Raw genomic sequence first — 17,465 nt, 5'->3', positions numbered from 1 at the left:
AACCCTATGGCTCTCGATAATGCGCCGCTTGGCAAAACCAGCGATTACCCGGATCGCTATGATCCAGCCCTGCTTTTCCCGGTAGCGCGCGAGGAAAATCGCCGCCGCATCGGCCTTGAAGACGGCCGCTGGCCCTGGTTTGGAGGGGATCTTTGGCAAGCTTGGGAGATCTCGTGGCTGCGCCCTGGTGGCATTCCAGATCTTGCTTGGGCGGAAATTCGGTTTCCCGCAGCCTCGCCATCACTTGTTGAGTCTAAGTCGCTCAAGCTTTATTTGAACTCTCTGAATCAAACGGTGTTTTCATCCGCTAAGCAGGTTGTTGAAACCGTGACCGGGGATTTATCCAGCGTCTGTGGTGCGGCGGTGAGCGTCCGCTTCCTAAGCGTGGACGATTCAGGCACCGCCACTGGGCGCCCATCTGGCTTTGAGCTGATTGATAACGAGGCGGTTGACGATGTGGTGTACGACTATGCGCCTGAGTCGCTTTCTGCGAACGGGCCTGCGGTCACCGAGAAGCTCTGCTCCCACCTGTTGAAGAGTAATTGCCCGGTGACTGGCCAGCCGGATTGGGGAACCGTGCTGATCAGCTATACCGGGCCAGCTATCGATCGGGCTGGGTTATTGCGGTACATCGTGAGCTTTCGGCAGAAGCAGGATTTTCACGAGCATTGTGTGGAAACGCTGTTCACCGACCTTCTAAGCCGGTGCAAACCTCAGAACCTGACTGTTTGTGCCCGCTATACCCGCCGTGGCGGCCTGGATATCAACCCATGGCGCAGCACAGAGCCGGTAGAGCAGGTCGGCCCAAGGCTGGTTCGGCAGTAAACAAATCAGTCCCGGGCGCTATCTTCTTCATGCCGCAGGCGTTCTGTGGCATCTTCCAGTGCGCTGAGGATACTCTTGCGCTCTCTGTCTGTGATTTTGTCGGAATCCAAGTACATGGCAAAGCCACTGTGCTCATGTTCCATAAAGCTTCGGTTGGGGCCCATATCTCTGCGGAAATCTACAACTTCATAAATAGGCACGGGTTTGCCGAAGCCTTTCACTGTGATCTCCCCTTTATCACGGCACATGATCCGATCTTTGATCAATGAGAATGTTTCGTAGGACACGAGAATTTCGCCCGGCTCCGCGAGAGATTCCAGCCTGCTGGCAAGGTTAACTTCCTTGCCGATAATGGTGTAATCCATACGGTTTTCAGCGCCGAAGTTACCCACGGTTGTGTAGCCGGTGCTGATGCCCATGCGAATTTCAAGCGGGGTTTTTATGCCTTGGCTGCGCCATTTCTGCCGCATGATTTTCATGTGCTTGCGCATATCAATGGCCATGGATACACAGGCGAAAGCGTCTTCCCGCTGGCCGCGGCTTGTGGGGTCGCCGAAGAACACCATGATGGAATCACCCACAAACTTATCAATGGTGCCGCCGTACCTGAGCGCCACTTCAGCCATCCCGTTGAAGTAGTGGTTCAGCAGCTCCGTGAGAGCTTCCGGCTCCATTTCTTCCGAAAGCTCGGTAAAGCCTTTTATATCCGAGAAAAAAATGGCGAGCTTTTTGCGCTGTGTTTCAAGACGAACGTCGCGTTCGCCAGTAAAGATGGATTGCCATACTTGGGGTGAAAGGTATTTTGACAGCTTGTGGGAAAGCGCGATGGATTGTTCGCGCTGGTTTTGTATTTGAGTTTTTGCCAGCATCAGGGCACGGGCTTGCTGGTGTGAGTAAAAAGCTGTCACACAGATGTAAAGCCCGGTGGCCAGTATGGACATCATGCTAGTGAGCAGTGGTGATTGGAACGACTCAGCTGGGCCGAATATGGCGAAGAACGCCGCAATAGATGCCGCCATAAACCCACAACCGATCAGCCACTGGCGAATACCGCCAATGATGACCGCGCTGAACATTAGCATCAGGATGATTGAAATAGAGGGAATGGCAACCAGGCCGATACATCCGATGAGACCACCGCCAATAATACAATCCCCGATAAGCATTTTCTGGCGGATACGGGGGGATTTTCTTAGACACGTGCGCCGGGTTACTAGGTGCGCAATGTGCGGCCAGATCAGCGCACCGGCAATCAGCCATAGGTGCCATTGCTGAAATGCACCCTGCAGAACACCCGTAACAATAATGGTTGCTGTTGCTGTATACGCCAGCAGGCGCCCGTTATAGTCGGGCATAGGGGGAATGGCCACCGGGCTGTTCAGAGCCTCGGATGCCAGTGATTTTTCTACGCTGTTGCTGGCATTGCGCAGATCTGCTGGAGCACTCATCATGTACGCGGATCACTCATGGCGCTGAAACCGTATAGTTTTGTTCGTGTTATGCGGAGTACGACTAAAGGTTAACAGTATTACGTATAACCCACAATTCACAGGTGTCGCTTGGGTGATATCCGATCAGAATTTAGCTACCGGAAACTATAGATATGAGTTCAGTCACTGACTTTTTGCTCAACCGGGCATCTGAGCCGCGGCTGGAGGCGCCGGCCCCCGATGCCGCAACGCTTGACCGGGCCTTTGCCTGTGCATCCCGCGCGCCGGACCATGCCTTGCTGCGCCCGTGGCGTTATCTGGTCATCGAAGGTGATGGTTTGAAAGCCCTGGGTGAGCTGCTTGCGGCCGGGTACTCCGATATGAGGGGTAAGACCGATGAGAAGAAGTTGGAGATAATACGTAATAAGGCACAGCGTTCTCCCATGATTATTGTCGGAATTGCTTCACCAAAAAAGCACCACAAGGTGCCCGAGGTTGAGCAGATACTTTCAGCCGGTGCAGGCATGGGCTTTCTTGGGCTGGCTTTGCAGGATGCCGGCTACGGGGTTATGTGGCGTTCAGGAGAGTTGTCCCACTACCCCATGGTGCACAAAGGGCTCGGCCTTGTAGAAGGGGAGTCTGTAACCGGCTTTTTATATACCGGGACGGTGTCCTCCACCAAACCTGCAGTTCCCAGGCCGGCATTGGCCGAATTTGTTGCACGCTGGCCTGCGTGATGAAAAGGTATGGTTCCTCCGCTATTTCAATGGGGGAAACAGCTTGCCGCTTTAATTAGGGTTTGCCGCTCCTTTCCCTGCACTTTTACCCCGTTTCCTCCCGTAACTCGCTGAAAGCGCCTTGATTCACAGGGCTTCCAAAAGCTGGCATCAGCATTGCTTTAGTTCTGCCATAGAACAAATCCGGCAAAGTTTTAACCGTCGGTGACAGGATTTCGGAGGTTGTATGGCGATCACTTTTGATAAAGCTCTTGGCATTCATCAGCACGCGCTGGAAGCCAGAGTTAAGCGCGCTGAAATTCAGGCGAATAACATGGCCAATGCCGACACGCCGGGCTTTAAGGCTCGAGATATGGACTTCCAGGCCGTGATGCAAAGGGCCCAGGACAACATGAGTGGCTTTGGCATGGAGAAAACCCACGCGGGCCATATGGATACGTCGGCAGGCGCAGGGGATTCGGACTTGCTGTACCGGGTGCCGAATCAACCTTCAGTAGATGGTAATACGGTTGACTCGCAGGGTGAACAAACCCGGTTCATGCGTAACGCGATGGATTATCAAGCCAGCTTCCAGTTTCTTAACAGCAAGTTTACCGGCCTGACTAAAGCCATTAAAGGCGAGTAAGCCGCCGTTCAACGATTAGCGAAGGAGAGACATCATGTCACTGGGCAGCATTTTTGACATCGCCGGTTCCGGCATGACAGCGCAATCGCTGCGGCTGAATACCACCGCCTCAAACATTGCCAACGCTGAAACAGCCAGTTCGAGCACGGATACCACTTACCGCGCACGCAAACCGGTTTTCTCAGCTATTCAACAGTCCATGATGAACCCGGGCCAGCAAGGCCTTGGTGCTCAGGCGGGAGAGGGTGCAAGTGCGGGTGTTCGTGTGGAGGGCATTGTTGAGAGCGATGCCGAGCTGCAGATGCGCTACCAGCCCCACCACCCGGCGGCTAACGAAGACGGCTATGTATTTTATCCCAATGTGAATGTGGTGGAAGAGATGGCAGATATGATGTCGTCTTCAAGAAGCTTTCAGATGAACGTGGACATTATGAACACGGCCAAATCTATGATGCAGCGCATCCTGACACTTGGTCAGCAGTAACGGGGCGAGGGCCGAATCATGAGTGCAATTAACGCAACACAAGCTTCTGACGTACTGGGTGATTACAGAACCCAGCAGCAGGATGGCGCCAACGGCAAAGGTGAGCTTGGCAAGAACGAGTTCATGGAATTGATGCTGGCGCAGCTCAAAAACCAGAACCCACTGGAGCCCCAGGATAACGGCGAGTTTATTTCGCAGCTTGCGCAGTTCAGCTCGCTGGAAGAGATGCAGAAGCTCTCCGGTTCGGTTGATGATGTGGTTGGACAGTTCCGCTCTACTCAGGCGCTTCAGGCCTCGGCGATGGTTGGCAAGACCGTTCTTGCGCCTTCCGAAGTTGGGATCTTGGGAGCTGAGGGCGAAATTTCGGGCAACATTCAGGTACCAGCCTCTACCGGCGGTGTGCGCTTGTCTATTCAGAGCCCTAACGGTGAGCTGGTGCGCCAGATTGATCTAGGCAATAGCGCGGCAGGTGTTAAGGCGTTCAGCTGGGATGGCAAGGACGGCGACGGCAACAGCTTGCCGCCCGGGCCATACAAGATTGTGGCTGAAGGGTCTTATCCGCAGGGCAGTGTGCAGCTTCCGACCCTTGTTAGTGCCAATGTAGACAGTGTTTCGTTGGGCCAGGGTGGCTCCGTTACTCTGAACCTGGCGGGCATGGGCTCTATTGCACTATCAGATGTTAAACAAATTAATTAATACCGGTGTCAGACCAGGGGTGAATTATGGCTTTTAATACAGGGCTCAGTGGCCTTAGGGCGGCAGCGGTTGATCTGGACGTAACCGGCAACAACATTGCGAACGCCAGTACCGTTGGATTTAAAGGCAGCCGGGTACAGTTCGGTGATCTGTATGCCAGCGGTTTTCTAAGCGGTGGCAGCAACCCGGTTGGGGATGGTGTAAGCGTTCAGAACGTAAAACAGTCCTTCAGCCAGGGTAACATCAGCTTTACCGACAGTGGTCTCGACATGGCCATTAGTGGTGATGGTTTCTTTATGCTGAATGACGGCGGCGAAACCCGCTATTCCCGCGCTGGCCAGTTCGCCATCGATAAAGATGGATTTGTGGTGAATAACCAGTCTATGCGGGTTCAGGGTTACACCGCCGACGATGACGGTAATCTCTCTGGTATCCGGGGCGATCTGGAGATTGGAACCGATAACCTGGCGCCGCGCCGAACCACCAACCTACGCTCTGACCTAAACCTGGATTCCCGCGAATCGGTGCTTGAATCCCGGGTGCGTGATGTTGGCCCCCTGGCATTTAACGATATCAGCGGCGAGCAATTCCAAGTGACGTACACCGACGGAACGCCTGCTTATTCGGTAGATTTGAGTGGTTTAACCACCGCAAGTCAAATTGCAGACAAGCTCTCCAATGCGCCGGGTTTGAGTGCTTCAGCGACAACAACCGCGAACGTGCCACTCATCGACGCCGATATTGCAGCGGCAGGCACCTCCTTCGAATTCAATCTAAGTATCAATGGCGCACCGCTTCAGATAGATACAAGCAGCGTGAACACGCTTGAGGATTTGAGGGCGGCGGTTAACCGCTCAAGTGATACCGCCATTTCCGCCGCTATTGTGGATGATGGCGGTGATAACAACGTGCTACGCGTAAGTCATAACCAGGGCGAGAATCTTGATATCACCTACACAGGTGGTTCGGTGTCGGAAAAAGGCGATATCAATGCGACCGGCGAAAGGACGATTGCGGGCGTTGATGTCACTGGAACCTCTGGCAATAATTTTGTTACTGAATACGGTCTGTCCCCCATCCGTATAACCAATGAGTTCAACCCGCAAGATCAGCGTACATATAATCACGCCACATCTACGTCGATCTTCGACAGCTTGGGTAACTCTCATGAGTTAACGCAGTTTTTTGTTAAAAGCCCTCCGCCCGGAAACGGCGTAGGGGTGAGTGAATGGTCTGTTTACTTGCAGATTGATGGCGAGATGGCTGCCGGTACGGATACTACGCCCTATACGGCGAGATTTGATCAGGACGGTACTCTGCAGTCCATTAATGGTGATGCAAATGGCGAAATTCTAATCGCCGACTGGGTGCCAAAGGATAAGAACGGCCAGCCTAACGGCGCCGATGGTCCTCCCGCACCGGGTGCAACGGTGGTTACTCCGATCCCGGATCCACCGACCACGTCAGCCTTCGTGTTGAGCCTGGGGGAGACTACCCAGTATGGCGCGACGTTTGGGGTTGATGACCAGCGCCAGAATGGCTACACCACCGGTCGGCTTTCTGGTCTTGATGTGTCTACTCAAGGTGTTCTGTTTGCCCGCTATACCAATGGCCAGTCCAAGGCCCTTGGGCAGGTTGCACTGGCTTCGTTTAACAACACAAATGGTTTGTCACCGGTAGGGGATACCAGTTGGGTTGAAACCTTTGAGTCGGGCCAGCCGGTTGTTGGCAAGCCAGACACAGGAACATTAGGCGGCATCAAAGCCAGCTCTGTGGAGGAATCCAACGTGGATCTTTCGGCCGAACTGGTGAACCTGATTATTGCTCAGCGCAACTACCAGGCGAACGCCAAAACTATTGAAACCTCCGATGCGGTCACTCAGACCATCATCAACCTCCGCTAACTGGCTTTGATGTAAATATGGCATGACTCCTGCAAGAATGTCTGAAAGAGCACTGGAAACAGTCAAAATTCCGGCAGGGGTTTACCCATGGACAAAGCACTTTATATCGGTATGTCTGGCGCCAAGCAGAATATGCTATCCCAGCGCGCCCATGCCAATAACCTAGCTAACGTAAACACCACAGGCTTCAAGAAAGACTTTGCCCAGGCCCGGAGCATGCCCGTGTTTGGCGAGCACCATCCTACCCGTGCCTACGCCATGGCAGAGCGCCCCGGTACCGATCTATCTGCCGGAGCGCTGATGGAAACCGGCCGAAAGATGGATGTCTCTCTGAAAGGTGAGGGCTGGCTGGCTATTCAGAACAATCTTGGCGAAGAAGTCTTTACCCGCTCCGGCAGTATGCAAGTTGATGTGAATGGCATGGTGCGCCTTTCTACTGGCGAAATGGTGCTGGGCAATGGTGGCCCGGTCGCTTTGCCTCCCTTTGATAATGTGCAGATTGGTGCTGACGGCACTGTCTCTATCATTCCAGTAGGCGGCCCCCCGGATCAGCTGGTGCAGGTCGATCGTCTTAAGTTGGTAAATCCGCCGCGAGAAGCGCTTGAGAAGGGCTTGGACGGGTTTATTCACCGCAAGCCCGATCAGGCTATTGATGGCGGAGAGCCCGCAGATGCTGCGTTGCGTGTAGCTTCCGGTTTTCTTGAAAGCTCAAATGTTAATGCGGTGGAAGAAATGATCTCCAACCTTCAATTGTCTCGCCAGTACGAGATGCAGGTGAAGGTTATGAGCACGGCAAACGAGAATTCCGAAGCAACGGCACGGCTGTTGCAGAACCTTTGATAGCTTTTGAAAAAAACGTGAAAACAACGCCAGCCTGGCGAGAAGCGGCAAACTTTAGCCGCACGCCAGACATCGGCAAGGAGTATTAAATATGCATCCGGCTCTTTGGGTTAGTAAGACGGGTCTCAGCGCCCAAGACACCAATATGACCACCATTGCCAACAACCTGGCGAACGTAAATACCACGGGCTTCAAGCGAGATCGGGCGGTATTTCAGGATCTGTTGTACCAGATCAAGCGACAGCCTGGCGGCATGAACACGCAAAACTCTGAGCTGCCCTCGGGTTTGCAATTGGGCACCGGTGTGCGAGTGGTCGGCACTGTAAAGCAGTTTAGCCAGGGCAACCTTCAGATTACCGAGCAGCCTCTCGACCTTGCAATTAATGGCCGTGGCTTTATGCAGATCCAGCTTCCGGATGGCCAGTCAGCCTATACGCGGGATGGTCAGTTCCAGCTCAACGCAGACGGCGACATGGTTACGCCGGATGGTTACGCACTTCAGCCGAACATCAACGTGCCTGCGAACGCCACAACCGTAACGATCGGCAAAGACGGCACGGTAACTGCCATCACCGATGACCAGGCTGCACCGATTAATCTGGGCCAGATCACGTTGGTGAATTTCATCAACCCGCAGGGCCTGCAGGCGATCGGCAACAACCTGTTCAAGGAAACCAACGCCAGTGGCGATCCTGCCGAGGGCGAGCCGGGTTTGGCCGGGCTGGGTTCTCTGGAGCAGGGCTCGATTGAGTCGTCGAACGTGGAAGTGGTTGAAGAGCTGGTGAACATGATTACTACCCAGCGCGCCTATGAGATGAACTCGAAAGTTGTCTCCACAACGGATCAGATGCTCCAGTTTATTACCCAAAACATTGGCTAATATTCTGAAAGGCTGAGGTTTTAAGATGAATGGTGCGAAGCACGAGATGGGGAGCGAGCTCATGAAACCGACTACATCAACCTGGTTAATCAAGCCGGTGGGAACCTTGGTGCTGGTTTGGCTGCTTATCTTGTTGCAGGGATGTACCGCCATGAGCCGGCCACGAGCCGAGCCGGACGATCCCGCCTACGCACCTGTGCGTGCTCAGGCAATGATGCAGCGTGATCCGGAATCCGGAGCTATCTACCAAAGCTCGCGGAACTACAATTTTTACGGGGACACGGTAGCTCTGAATATTGGTGATGTACTCACAGTCACGCTCAATGAATCCACCCGCGCCAGTAAGAATGCTGAAACCAAGATCAGCAAGGATAGCGATATCGCGCTACTGGAACCCAACATTCTGGGCAAAAACAATATTGGCATTGCGACGTCCATCAAGAATGAAAGGGACTTTAAAGGCAAAGCAGAGGCAGACCAGAGTAACAGCCTGGCAGGCAGCATTACGGTGACGGTTATTGAAGTTTTGCCGAATGGTGTCCTTCGGGTTCGTGGTGAGAAGTGGCTGTCGCTGACCAATGGCGATGAGTATATCCGCCTGACCGGGCTTGTGCGCCCGCAGGATATTGCCCCAGGCAACATAGTGGCTTCCAGCCGCATTGCGGATGCCCGCATCGCCTACGGCGGCACAGGTGATTTTGATCAGGCGAACCAGATGGGCTGGCTGGCCCGGTTCTTCAACAGTGAGTGGTGGCCCTTATGATGATACGCCGATGCTTCGTTCTCTCGCTGATGCTTGCTGTAATGGTGGCGCCGGTGATGGCAGATCGCCTGAAGGATCTGGCGCGGATCAAAGGTGTGCGTAATAACCAGCTTGTGGGCTATGGCCTGGTAGTGGGTCTGCATGGCACAGGCGACAAAGCACCCTTCACCAATCAAACATTCCGCAACATGATGAACCAGTTCGGTATCACGTTGCCAGAAGGGGTGAATCCGAACCTCGCCAACGTAGCGGCGGTTACCGTGACAGCTAACCTGCCACCGTTTGCCAAGGCCGGCCAGGATATAGACATCACAGTTTCGTCTATCGGTAACTCAGACAGCTTGCGGGGAGGGATGCTGCTGATGGCACCTCTCAAAGGCGCCGATGGTAACGTTTACGCCATGGCGCAGGGCAGTCTTGTAGTAGGCGGATTCGGTGCCCAGGGTAAAGATGGTTCACGCATAACAGTGAACGTGCCCAGTGTTGGCCGTATTCCTAACGGGGCAACGATTGAACGCGAAATAGCCTCTCCCTTTACCCGCGGCGATACGATTACGTTTCACCTTATGCGCCCGGATTTCACAACGGCACGGCGAGTGGTGGAAGTTGTCAATGAGAGCCTTGGTCCGGAGATGGCTTATGCCCACGATGCTACGTCGATCTCCGTGCGCGCTCCCCGCGACCCCTCTCAGCGTGTGAGCTTTCTTTCCATCTTGGAAAACCTTGAGGTGGACCCGGCGGAAGAAGCCGCAAAAGTGGTTATTAACAGCCGCACGGGCACCATTGTTATAGGGCAGAACGTCAGGGTAAGCCCGGCGGCCGTCACCCACGGCAATCTTACGGTGACCATTCAGGAGAATCCGCAAGTGCAGCAGCCCAATCCGTTTGCCGGCGGCGGCACTGCGATTGAGCAGGATACCCAGATTGCCATTACCGAAGAACCGGCGCGCATGTTCAAGTTTGGGCCAGCGGTAACACTGAATGAGATTGTTCAGGCCGTGAACCAAGTAGGCGCAGCCCCAGGGGATGTTATGGCGGTACTGGAAGCACTTAAACAGGTTGGCGCGTTGCGCGCCGAGCTCATTGTTATCTAGGTGACATGATGCAGGATTATCAGCTTCAACAGGCTAGGGTATACACAGATTTCAGTGGATTGAATGCGCTGAAACACGATGCCAAGAATGACAAGCAGGCAGCGCTTGAAGAAGTCGCGCGTCAGTTTGAAAGTATCTTTCTGTCTGAAATGCTGAAATCCATGCGTAAGGCAGGGGATGTGCTCGCCGAAGGTAACTATCTGAATACCAATCAGTCGGAGATGTACCGCGACATGTTCGACAGTCAGTTGAGCCTTACCATGGCGGGCGGGCGGGGCACTGGGCTTGCGGAAGCCTTGGCTCGGCAGCTGGGGGAAGATATCCCCGGAACAGATAAAAAAGGTGGCTCTCTGGCCTCGCAAAAAACAACGCTGGCGGACTATGAGCGCAGTTTACCGCGGCTTTCGCCACGGCTGCCTGAGCGGGTTGAAGACGTCACCGACGTTGCTGAGGCTAAAACTTTAGCGCCTGCGGGAGAAGCTGGCGCGTTGCCTGCAACGTTTGATTCTCCGGAGCACTTTGTGAGCACGCTACTGCCAGTAGCAGAGAAAATTGCTGCGGATACAGGGATTAACCCGAAATTGATGGTTGCACAAGCGGCTCTGGAAACAGGTTGGGGGCGCTACATGATACAGGGCGATGGTAGCCAGCCTAGCCATAACCTTTTCGGTATCAAGGCAGACAGCCGCTGGCAGGGTGACGCAGTAACCATAACCACCACTGAATTCCGTGAAGGTGTACCTATGAAGGAACGCGCGGATTTCCGTGCCTACCCCGATTACGAATCCAGCTTCCGGGATTATGTTTCGTTTCTAGAGTCTAACCCTCGGTATCGGGATGTGCTTGCCAGTGCAGATCAACCGGATGTGTTTGCCAGAAAGCTGCAGGAAGTGGGCTACGCTACAGATCCCCGATACGGCGATAAGATAAACCGAATTATGAATCGTGATTCTCTGACGTCACTTTCAATGGGCAACGGAGCCGGGGAGTAAAATTATGGCGGGACTTATTGGCATTGGCCTCACCGGAATCCTTGGCCACCAGAGTGCTCTGAATACCACGGGTAATAACATCACTAACGCGAATACGCCTGGCTACAGCCGGCAAGAGGTGGTGTTTGAAACCCAGCAGGGGCAGCGCACTGGCGCCGGAACCGTGGGCAAAGGTGTCAGCATTGTTGATATCCGCAGGTTGGCCAACGAGTATCTTGTTCAGCAGGTTCGTGAAGACAGCATGCTCACTGGCGAGCAGCAAGCATTGAACTCCGAACTTAGCCGGCTGGACAACCTGTTGGGTGGGGAATCTACCGGGCTTAACAATGCCCTGAATAATTTCTTTGCAAGCCTGCAAAACGCTGCAGAAGATCCTGCCTCTTTGCCCCAGCGCCAACTGGTACTCAGCGAGGCGAAACAGGTGGTTAATCGCTTTCAGGCGCTGAGCCAAGAGTTCATCCAGCAGCGTGAGTCCGTAAAGACGCAAATGCAGCAGGGTGTTAAAGATGCCAACACTCTGTTGAAAAACATCGCGGGGCTTAACTTGGCTATTTCTGAATCCCCGGGCCTGGCCCAGGGCAGAATGCCGAACGAGCTATTGGATCAGCGCGATGAAGCGCTGCGACAGCTTTCCGAGCTGGTCAACATACGAGTAACAGAAACCGAGGGTAGCCAGGTAAACGTGTCGCTTTCCAACGGCTTGTCGTTGGTTGTTGGGAATGACGCAGCACGGCTTGGCACCGAGGGTAGTGCGGAAGACCCCACTCGCCTTGAGTTTACGCTTACCAGTGGCGGCCGCACGCTCAATATTGATGAGCAAATTACCGGCGGCAAACTGGGTGGGCTGAGGCGTTTTGATAACGAGGCGCTTAAGCCGGCGTTTGATGAGCTCGGCCGAATTGCTATCGGAATTTCCGTCAGTGTGAACCAACAGCACGAAATCGGTATGGACCTTGAAGGTGATCTCGGCGGCCTCTTTTTCAACGACGTTAACGATCTGGCGGTTCAGAGAAGCCGAGTAGTGGCTAACGCCAATAACCAATTGCCGAGAGACGGTCAGCTGGCGGTTGAAATTACCGACAGCACAAAATTGCCCGCCGGAAGCTGGACGCTACAGTTTAGTGGCGATGGGCGTAGTTTTGAGCTCATCGACAAAGCCTCTGGAAAAGTTGTGAACCAGGGCCGGCTGCCCGACCCAGTGCAGTCTGAAATCTCCATGCCCGGGTTTAATATTCGTGTTGAAGGCGGAACCTTCAATGCGGGCGATAAGTACCTGATTCAGCCTAGCCGAAACGCTGCTGAGTCCATCGACTTACAGGTAACCCGAGAGGAAGATTTGGCGTTTGCCAGCCCGGTAAGAGCCACCTCTGGTGATCAGAATGCCGGGACTGCAGAGATCGATCAGGGAACCATGTTGAACGTGCGCAACCCGTTCACTGGTTCGCTGTTGCCTGGTTTCGAGACCAGTGGTGAGCTGGCTAACGGGCCGCTGACCATTAGCTTTGCGCCCGATCCTAGTGATCCTTCTGCTTTAACCTTTACTGTTACTGGGCCACCGCCGGCCAGCACGCCTGTTGGTACGCCGAATCAGTCCTATGAACCCGGCAAGATCAACACCGTGTTCAGCGGCGACCCAGCCGCAGGTGACGATTACCAGGGGTTTCAGTTTAAGCTCACAGGCAAGCCGGCAGTCGGCGATACCTTTGAGATTGATTACAACAGCAACGGCGTTTCAGACAACCGTAACGCTGAGCTGCTCGCCTCACTGGGCACTGCGAACACGCTGAATGGCAAGAGCCAGAGCTTCACCGAAGGCTACGCCGGCTTAGTAGAAGATATTGGTGTAAAAACCCGCCAGAGCCAGTTCGATCTAGAAGCTGGCAAAACCCTGCTGGAGCAGTCTACCGCTCAGCGCGAGTCGGTTTCAGGTGTAAACCTTGATGAGGAAGCCGGCAAATTGATTCAGTACCAAGCGGCCTATAACGCCTCTGCGCAGGTAATTTCGGTGGCTCAGGATTTGTTCAACACGCTGTTGCAGACGTTCCGGTAACAGACGAGGTGATGTGACATGATTAGAATTTCATCACAACAGATATTCTCAAGCGGTATCAATCGGTTGCAGGAGCTGAACAGTACTCTGAACAGCACGCAACAACAGATAGCTTCTGGTAAGCGGGTGAATAAGCCCTCAGACGACCCGGTGGCTGCGGCCCGTATTCTAAAACTCGATCAGGAGTTGTCACGGGTAAAAACCTATGAGCGCAACGTAAGCCTTGCAGACAACCGTCTCAAGCAGGAAGAAAGCTCGCTGGCCAGTTCTATTGACGTGGTTCAACGCATCCGCGAGCTGACCGTGCAGGCAGGTAACGGGTCGCTCTCTCCCAATGACCGCAAGTCTATTTCTTCAGAAATGAAAGAGCGGCTGGGGCAGCTTGCCAACATTGCGAACACTCGGGATGCATCTGGAGAGTATATTTTCAGTGGATTTCAGGGTTCGGTTCAGGCGTTTCAGCAGAATGAAGAAGGTAACTATGTCTACCAAGGCGATGAGGGCCAGCGAGTTCTGGAAATTGATGACGGGGTGACGGTGCCGATCAGTGATCACGGCAAAGGTATTTTTGTGAATGTGCCGGCGGCGGTGACCGGAAGTTATACCAACGACGTGTCGGGTGGCTTCATTTCAGGTGTGTCTGTTGTGAATGAGGCGGATCTGAACGCGAGTTTCAGCGGGACATTCCCAGGTGATATCAGCATTGAAGTAGACGCAAGCGGTAATATCCAAGCACAGGATATCAATGGAAACACTCTGCCTGTAGCGCCGCCTGTGTATCAAAGTGGCGAGCCTTTTGTGGTGGCCGGCGTGGAAGCGACGATATCAGACGTAACCGCGGGATCTGGCGATACGTTTACTCTGAATATCAACAACAAACAGTCAGTATTTGGCACCATCGAAAACCTGATTACCGGCCTCGATTCCATTAATAAGGGGTCTCCTGAGGGCCGTGCCGCGTATGACGATTTAGTTGCACAATCTTTGGCCAATCTCGACAACGCCCAGGAAAGCGTTGTTCTAAAGCAGACTGAGCTTGGCGGGCGGATGAACGCGGTAGAGTCTACTAAGGGTTTTCTGGCAGATTCTTCTTTGTACACCAACGAAATTCGCTCCCAATTACAGGATGTGGATTATGCCGAAGCGATCAGCAATCTTAGCTTCCAGAGCTTTGTGCTGCAGGCTGCGCAGCAATCGTTTGCACAGGTTTCGCAGTTGTCATTATTCGACCGATTATAAGTGCTGGGGCCTGTGTGGAAACTAGCGGGCCCTGTGTGTTGCATTCACGATCAAGCTAAGTATAATTCCCCCACTCTTCGTTGGCGGCGTGGTGGAATTGGTAGACACGACGGATTCAAAATCCGTTGCTAGTAATAGTGTGGCGGTTCGAGTCCGCCCGCCGCTACCATCATTTAAGTCGCATAATGCGGCGTCGTGAACAGCCCAGTCCATGAACGTCTCCGATTTTCATTTCGAACTCCCGAACGAACTCATTGCCCGGTACCCTCTCAGGGAGCGCAGCGCTTCTCGCTTGCTATGCTTAGATGGCACCACCGGCGACACAACACACCGTTTGTTTACTGACCTCCCAGATTTACTACAGCCGGGCGACCTGCTCGTTTTTAACAATACCCGTGTAATCCCAGCCCGCTTGTTCGGAAAAAAAGAAACCGGTGGCCAGGTTGAAATATTGGTGGAGCGACTGACCGGTGAGCGCGATCTTGTTGCACATGTTCGCGCGTCCAAAGCGTTGAAGGTAGGGCAGAAGGTGATTCTTGAGGATGGCTCCGCGCTGCGCATGACCGGCCGAAGTGACGCATTATTCCATCTTGAAAGTGAAGCCGGTGAGCCGGTGTTGGATCTACTTGAGCGCATCGGGCACATGCCGTTGCCACCTTATGTAGACCGGCCTGACGAATCAACCGATCGTGAGCGCTATCAAACTGTTTACGCGAAGGAATCTGGCGCCGTTGCAGCGCCGACAGCTGGCCTACACTTTGACGACACCGTTCTGGATGCCCTGAAAGCTAAGGGTGTGGAGAGTACCTTTGTAACGTTGCACGTGGGGGCCGGTACGTTTCAGCCGGTTCGCGTAGACCACATAGACGACCATGTTATGCACAGTGAAATAGTGCATGTGCCCGAGGAAGCAGTAGAAGCAGTTAATCGCACCCGTGCTCGGGGTGGCCGCGTGGTTGCCGTTGGTACAACATCTGTGCGATCTCTTGAATCTGCAAGCCGTGGTGGTTGCCTGAGGGCTTTGCGGGGTGAAACGGACATCTTTATTCACCCGGGCTACAGGTTTCAAACCGTTGATGCGCTGGTCACCAATTTTCATTTGCCGGAGTCCACGCTGATAATGCTGGTCAGCGCGTTTGCGGGTTACGAGCATGTGATGCATGCCTATCGCGATGCGATTGCCGAAAAGTACCGTTTTTTCAGTTATGGCGACGCCATGTTCATTACCGGGCAGGAACTGAGTCGGGGTATGCTATTTGGCGCACCCGATGAGCCTGCCCAAACAGATCGCCCATCTTCACTTAATACCGGAGACAAGCCGTGAGCCAGCCCTGTTTCATGTCCTTTGAAAAACTGGGAGAAGACGGCCTTGCACGGCGTGGCCGACTGACCTTTCCCCGTGGAACTGTTGAAACTCCTGCGTTTATGCCCGTAGGCACCTACGGGACGGTTAAAGGGATGTTGCCCCGCGATATTCACGAAACCGGCGCCGAAATTATTCTCGGAAACACGTTCCATTTGATGCTACGCCCTGGTACAGAGGTGATAAGAGCACACGGTGATCTCCACGATTTTACACAGTGGAAAGGGCCGATTCTGACAGACTCTGGTGGCTTTCAGGTCTTCAGTTTGGGTGCGACACGCAAGATTACCGAAGAAAAGGTGACGTTTCGTTCGCCGGTAGACGGTTCACCTGTCGAGTTGTCACCGGAAATTGCCATTCAGGTCCAGCGCGACCTTGGCTCTGACATTGTGATGATTTTTGATGAGTGTACTCCTTACCCTGCAACTGAAACGCAGGCGAGTGAATCCATGGAGCTTTCGTTGCGCTGGGCAAAGCGCAGCAAGGATGCTCATGAGGGCAGCCCTTCGGCTCTGTTCGGTATTGTTCAAGGTGGAATGTACGAGTCGCTCCGGGATCGCTCTTTGGAGGGCCTTGAGGAGATTGGGTTTGACGGTTATGCCATTGGCGGGCTTTCCGTTGGCGAACCGAAAGACGATATGATTCGCATACTCGACCACTTGCCGCCGAAAATGCCTGAGGACAAGCCTCGCTATTTGATGGGGGTAGGGCGGCCTGAAGATATAGTTGAGGCGGTGCGCCGGGGCGTCGATATGTTCGACTGTGTAATGCCCACGAGAAACGCCCGCAATGGCTACCTGTTCACATCTACCGGAACCGTAAAGATTCGCAATGCTCGGCAGCGCCACGACACTGCGCCACTGGATGATCGTTGTGACTGCTATACCTGCGAGAATTTTTCGAGAAGTTATCTGCATCATCTGGATAAGTGTGGGGAAATGCTGGGTGCTCAGCTGAATACTATTCACAACCTGCGCTACTACCAGAACCTTATGGCTGGATTGCGCAGAGCCATTGAAGCAGGTACATTGTCGGACTTTATAAATGACTTCTATGCTCTGCGCGGCGAGACAGTGCCCGCCATGGGTAATGAGTAAATCCTTTTGCTTAATCAACGGAGAGTTTTGATGAAATCAGTCAAGTTGTTTTTGGCCGGCCTTTTGGCAATGATGCCCACCCTGGCAATGGCTCAGGACGGTGCTGCTGGCGGTATGGGTGTTATGGGGCAGGTGATCTTCTTCGCCGGCTTTATTCTGATTTTTTACTTCTTGATTTGGCGCCCGCAGTCCAAGCGTTCCAAAGAGCACAAATCGCTGATGTCCGGCCTTAACAAAGGTGATGAAGTGGTCACCTCTGGTGGCATTGCCGGAAAGATCACCAAAGTATCTGACGATTTCATTGTTGTTGAGATTTCTGACAACGTTGAAGTGAAGGTACAAAAAGTAGCTATTGCCGCCGCACTGCCGAAAGGTACGCTCAAAGACATCTGAGCAAGGACTCTCTGGCCGGCCCTGATACCCGCCGGCCTGAACCTTCCTGGCTG

Annotated in this window: 17 protein-coding genes and 1 tRNA gene; 17 read left to right on the top strand and 1 reads right to left on the bottom strand. The window is 53.6% G+C overall.

Features of this window, described 5'->3' with window-relative positions:
- Nucleotides 1-6: 6 nt before the first annotated feature.
- Nucleotides 7-825 (top strand): NADPH-dependent 7-cyano-7-deazaguanine reductase QueF, encoded by an 819-nt coding sequence (queF, locus tag CPH80_RS06880; protein ID WP_096276374.1) that lies wholly within the window; start codon nucleotides 7-9, stop codon nucleotides 823-825.
- 5 nt (nucleotides 826-830) lie between these two features.
- Here queF and CPH80_RS06875 read toward each other — a convergent pair whose 3' ends face one another.
- Complete coding sequence (locus tag CPH80_RS06875) at nucleotides 831-2,276, bottom strand: adenylate/guanylate cyclase domain-containing protein (protein ID WP_096276372.1); 1,446 nt, start codon at nucleotides 2,274-2,276, stop codon at nucleotides 831-833.
- Nucleotides 2,277-2,428: 152 nt separating this feature from the next.
- Here CPH80_RS06875 and CPH80_RS06870 point away from each other — a divergent pair, with 152 nt between their 5' ends.
- The 16 genes from CPH80_RS06870 (at nucleotide 2,429) to yajC (ending at nucleotide 17,412) form a co-directional block, all read left to right on the top strand.
- On the top strand, nucleotides 2,429-2,992 hold the full coding sequence (locus CPH80_RS06870; RefSeq protein ID WP_096276370.1) for a nitroreductase: 564 nt from the start codon (nucleotides 2,429-2,431) through the stop codon (nucleotides 2,990-2,992).
- 226 nt (nucleotides 2,993-3,218) lie between these two features.
- Nucleotides 3,219-3,617 carry a flagellar basal body rod protein FlgB gene (flgB, locus tag CPH80_RS06865; RefSeq protein WP_096276369.1) on the top strand — a complete coding sequence of 133 codons (399 nt, stop codon included), beginning with the start codon at nucleotides 3,219-3,221 and terminating at the stop codon, nucleotides 3,615-3,617.
- A gap of 34 nt (nucleotides 3,618-3,651) precedes the next feature.
- On the top strand, nucleotides 3,652-4,101 hold the full coding sequence (gene flgC, locus CPH80_RS06860; protein ID WP_096276367.1) for a flagellar basal body rod protein FlgC: 450 nt from the start codon (nucleotides 3,652-3,654) through the stop codon (nucleotides 4,099-4,101).
- Nucleotides 4,102-4,119: 18 nt separating this feature from the next.
- Nucleotides 4,120-4,797 (top strand): flagellar hook assembly protein FlgD, encoded by a 678-nt coding sequence (locus tag CPH80_RS06855; protein ID WP_096276365.1) that lies wholly within the window; start codon nucleotides 4,120-4,122, stop codon nucleotides 4,795-4,797.
- A gap of 26 nt (nucleotides 4,798-4,823) precedes the next feature.
- Entirely contained in the window at nucleotides 4,824-6,701 is a 1,878-nt protein-coding gene (locus tag CPH80_RS06850; RefSeq protein ID WP_096276363.1) for a flagellar hook protein FlgE, read from the top strand.
- 87 nt (nucleotides 6,702-6,788) lie between these two features.
- Nucleotides 6,789-7,541: a flagellar basal body rod protein FlgF gene (locus CPH80_RS06845; RefSeq protein ID WP_096276361.1), complete on the top strand. Its 753-nt coding sequence runs from the start codon at nucleotides 6,789-6,791 to the stop codon at nucleotides 7,539-7,541.
- Nucleotides 7,542-7,632: 91 nt separating this feature from the next.
- The gene (gene flgG, locus CPH80_RS06840) at nucleotides 7,633-8,421 is read left to right on the top strand and encodes a flagellar basal-body rod protein FlgG (protein WP_096276359.1); all 789 of its coding nucleotides are present in this window, start codon (nucleotides 7,633-7,635) and stop codon (nucleotides 8,419-8,421) included.
- A 61-nt stretch (nucleotides 8,422-8,482) separates the two neighbouring features.
- Nucleotides 8,483-9,184 (top strand): flagellar basal body L-ring protein FlgH, encoded by a 702-nt coding sequence (flgH, locus tag CPH80_RS06835; protein ID WP_096281462.1) that lies wholly within the window; start codon nucleotides 8,483-8,485, stop codon nucleotides 9,182-9,184.
- Nucleotides 9,181-10,278 carry a flagellar basal body P-ring protein FlgI gene (locus tag CPH80_RS06830; protein ID WP_096276357.1) on the top strand — a complete coding sequence of 366 codons (1,098 nt, stop codon included), beginning with the start codon at nucleotides 9,181-9,183 and terminating at the stop codon, nucleotides 10,276-10,278. The genes flgH and CPH80_RS06830 overlap by 4 nt, the downstream gene beginning before the upstream one ends.
- An 8-nt stretch (nucleotides 10,279-10,286) precedes the next feature.
- Entirely contained in the window at nucleotides 10,287-11,270 is a 984-nt protein-coding gene (gene flgJ, locus CPH80_RS06825) for a flagellar assembly peptidoglycan hydrolase FlgJ (RefSeq protein ID WP_096276355.1), read from the top strand.
- Between the two features lie 4 nt (nucleotides 11,271-11,274).
- Complete coding sequence (gene flgK, locus CPH80_RS06820) at nucleotides 11,275-13,320, top strand: flagellar hook-associated protein FlgK (RefSeq protein ID WP_096276353.1); 2,046 nt, start codon at nucleotides 11,275-11,277, stop codon at nucleotides 13,318-13,320.
- A gap of 18 nt (nucleotides 13,321-13,338) precedes the next feature.
- On the top strand, nucleotides 13,339-14,559 hold the full coding sequence (flgL, locus tag CPH80_RS06815; RefSeq protein ID WP_096276351.1) for a flagellar hook-associated protein FlgL: 1,221 nt from the start codon (nucleotides 13,339-13,341) through the stop codon (nucleotides 14,557-14,559).
- Between the two features lie 82 nt (nucleotides 14,560-14,641).
- Nucleotides 14,642-14,728 (top strand) — tRNA-Leu (locus CPH80_RS06810).
- A 42-nt stretch (nucleotides 14,729-14,770) separates the two neighbouring features.
- Nucleotides 14,771-15,883, top strand: a complete 1,113-nt coding sequence (gene queA, locus CPH80_RS06805; protein WP_096276349.1) for a tRNA preQ1(34) S-adenosylmethionine ribosyltransferase-isomerase QueA — start codon at nucleotides 14,771-14,773, stop codon at nucleotides 15,881-15,883.
- Nucleotides 15,884-15,897: 14 nt separating this feature from the next.
- Nucleotides 15,898-17,019: a tRNA guanosine(34) transglycosylase Tgt gene (tgt, locus tag CPH80_RS06800; protein ID WP_096281461.1), complete on the top strand. Its 1,122-nt coding sequence runs from the start codon at nucleotides 15,898-15,900 to the stop codon at nucleotides 17,017-17,019.
- A 30-nt stretch (nucleotides 17,020-17,049) separates the two neighbouring features.
- A complete protein-coding gene (yajC, locus tag CPH80_RS06795; RefSeq protein WP_096276347.1) occupies nucleotides 17,050-17,412 on the top strand; it encodes a preprotein translocase subunit YajC in 363 nt (120 codons plus the stop codon).
- Nucleotides 17,413-17,465: the final 53 nt, after the last annotated feature.

This window comes from Marinobacter sp. LV10R510-11A (genome assembly GCF_900215155.1).
Taxonomy (GTDB): Bacteria; Pseudomonadota; Gammaproteobacteria; order Pseudomonadales; family Oleiphilaceae; genus Marinobacter.
This window is presented reverse-complemented; position numbering and strand designations above follow the sequence as displayed.

Excerpts from the sequence above, each read along its gene's own strand:
- CPH80_RS06870 (WP_096276370.1), top strand. The coding sequence starts at position 2,429 with ATGAGTTCAGTCACTGACTTTTTGCTCAACCGGGCATCTGAGCCGCGG.
- CPH80_RS06830 (WP_096276357.1), top strand. The coding sequence starts at position 9,181 with ATGATGATACGCCGATGCTTCGTTCTCTCGCTGATGCTTGCTGTAATG.
- flgB (WP_096276369.1), top strand. The coding sequence starts at position 3,219 with ATGGCGATCACTTTTGATAAAGCTCTTGGCATTCATCAGCACGCGCTG.
- flgC (WP_096276367.1), top strand. The coding sequence starts at position 3,652 with ATGTCACTGGGCAGCATTTTTGACATCGCCGGTTCCGGCATGACAGCG.
- flgJ (WP_096276355.1), top strand. The coding sequence starts at position 10,287 with ATGCAGGATTATCAGCTTCAACAGGCTAGGGTATACACAGATTTCAGT.
- flgG (WP_096276359.1), top strand. The coding sequence starts at position 7,633 with ATGCATCCGGCTCTTTGGGTTAGTAAGACGGGTCTCAGCGCCCAAGAC.
- CPH80_RS06875 (WP_096276372.1), bottom strand. The coding sequence starts at position 2,276 with ATGATGAGTGCTCCAGCAGATCTGCGCAATGCCAGCAACAGCGTAGAA.
- yajC (WP_096276347.1), top strand. The coding sequence starts at position 17,050 with ATGAAATCAGTCAAGTTGTTTTTGGCCGGCCTTTTGGCAATGATGCCC.
- CPH80_RS06855 (WP_096276365.1), top strand. The coding sequence starts at position 4,120 with ATGAGTGCAATTAACGCAACACAAGCTTCTGACGTACTGGGTGATTAC.
- CPH80_RS06850 (WP_096276363.1), top strand. The coding sequence starts at position 4,824 with ATGGCTTTTAATACAGGGCTCAGTGGCCTTAGGGCGGCAGCGGTTGAT.
- flgH (WP_096281462.1), top strand. The coding sequence starts at position 8,483 with ATGAAACCGACTACATCAACCTGGTTAATCAAGCCGGTGGGAACCTTG.
- flgK (WP_096276353.1), top strand. The coding sequence starts at position 11,275 with ATGGCGGGACTTATTGGCATTGGCCTCACCGGAATCCTTGGCCACCAG.
- queF (WP_096276374.1), top strand. The coding sequence starts at position 7 with ATGGCTCTCGATAATGCGCCGCTTGGCAAAACCAGCGATTACCCGGAT.
- tgt (WP_096281461.1), top strand. The coding sequence starts at position 15,898 with ATGTCCTTTGAAAAACTGGGAGAAGACGGCCTTGCACGGCGTGGCCGA.
- queA (WP_096276349.1), top strand. The coding sequence starts at position 14,771 with ATGAACGTCTCCGATTTTCATTTCGAACTCCCGAACGAACTCATTGCC.
- flgL (WP_096276351.1), top strand. The coding sequence starts at position 13,339 with ATGATTAGAATTTCATCACAACAGATATTCTCAAGCGGTATCAATCGG.
- CPH80_RS06845 (WP_096276361.1), top strand. The coding sequence starts at position 6,789 with ATGGACAAAGCACTTTATATCGGTATGTCTGGCGCCAAGCAGAATATG.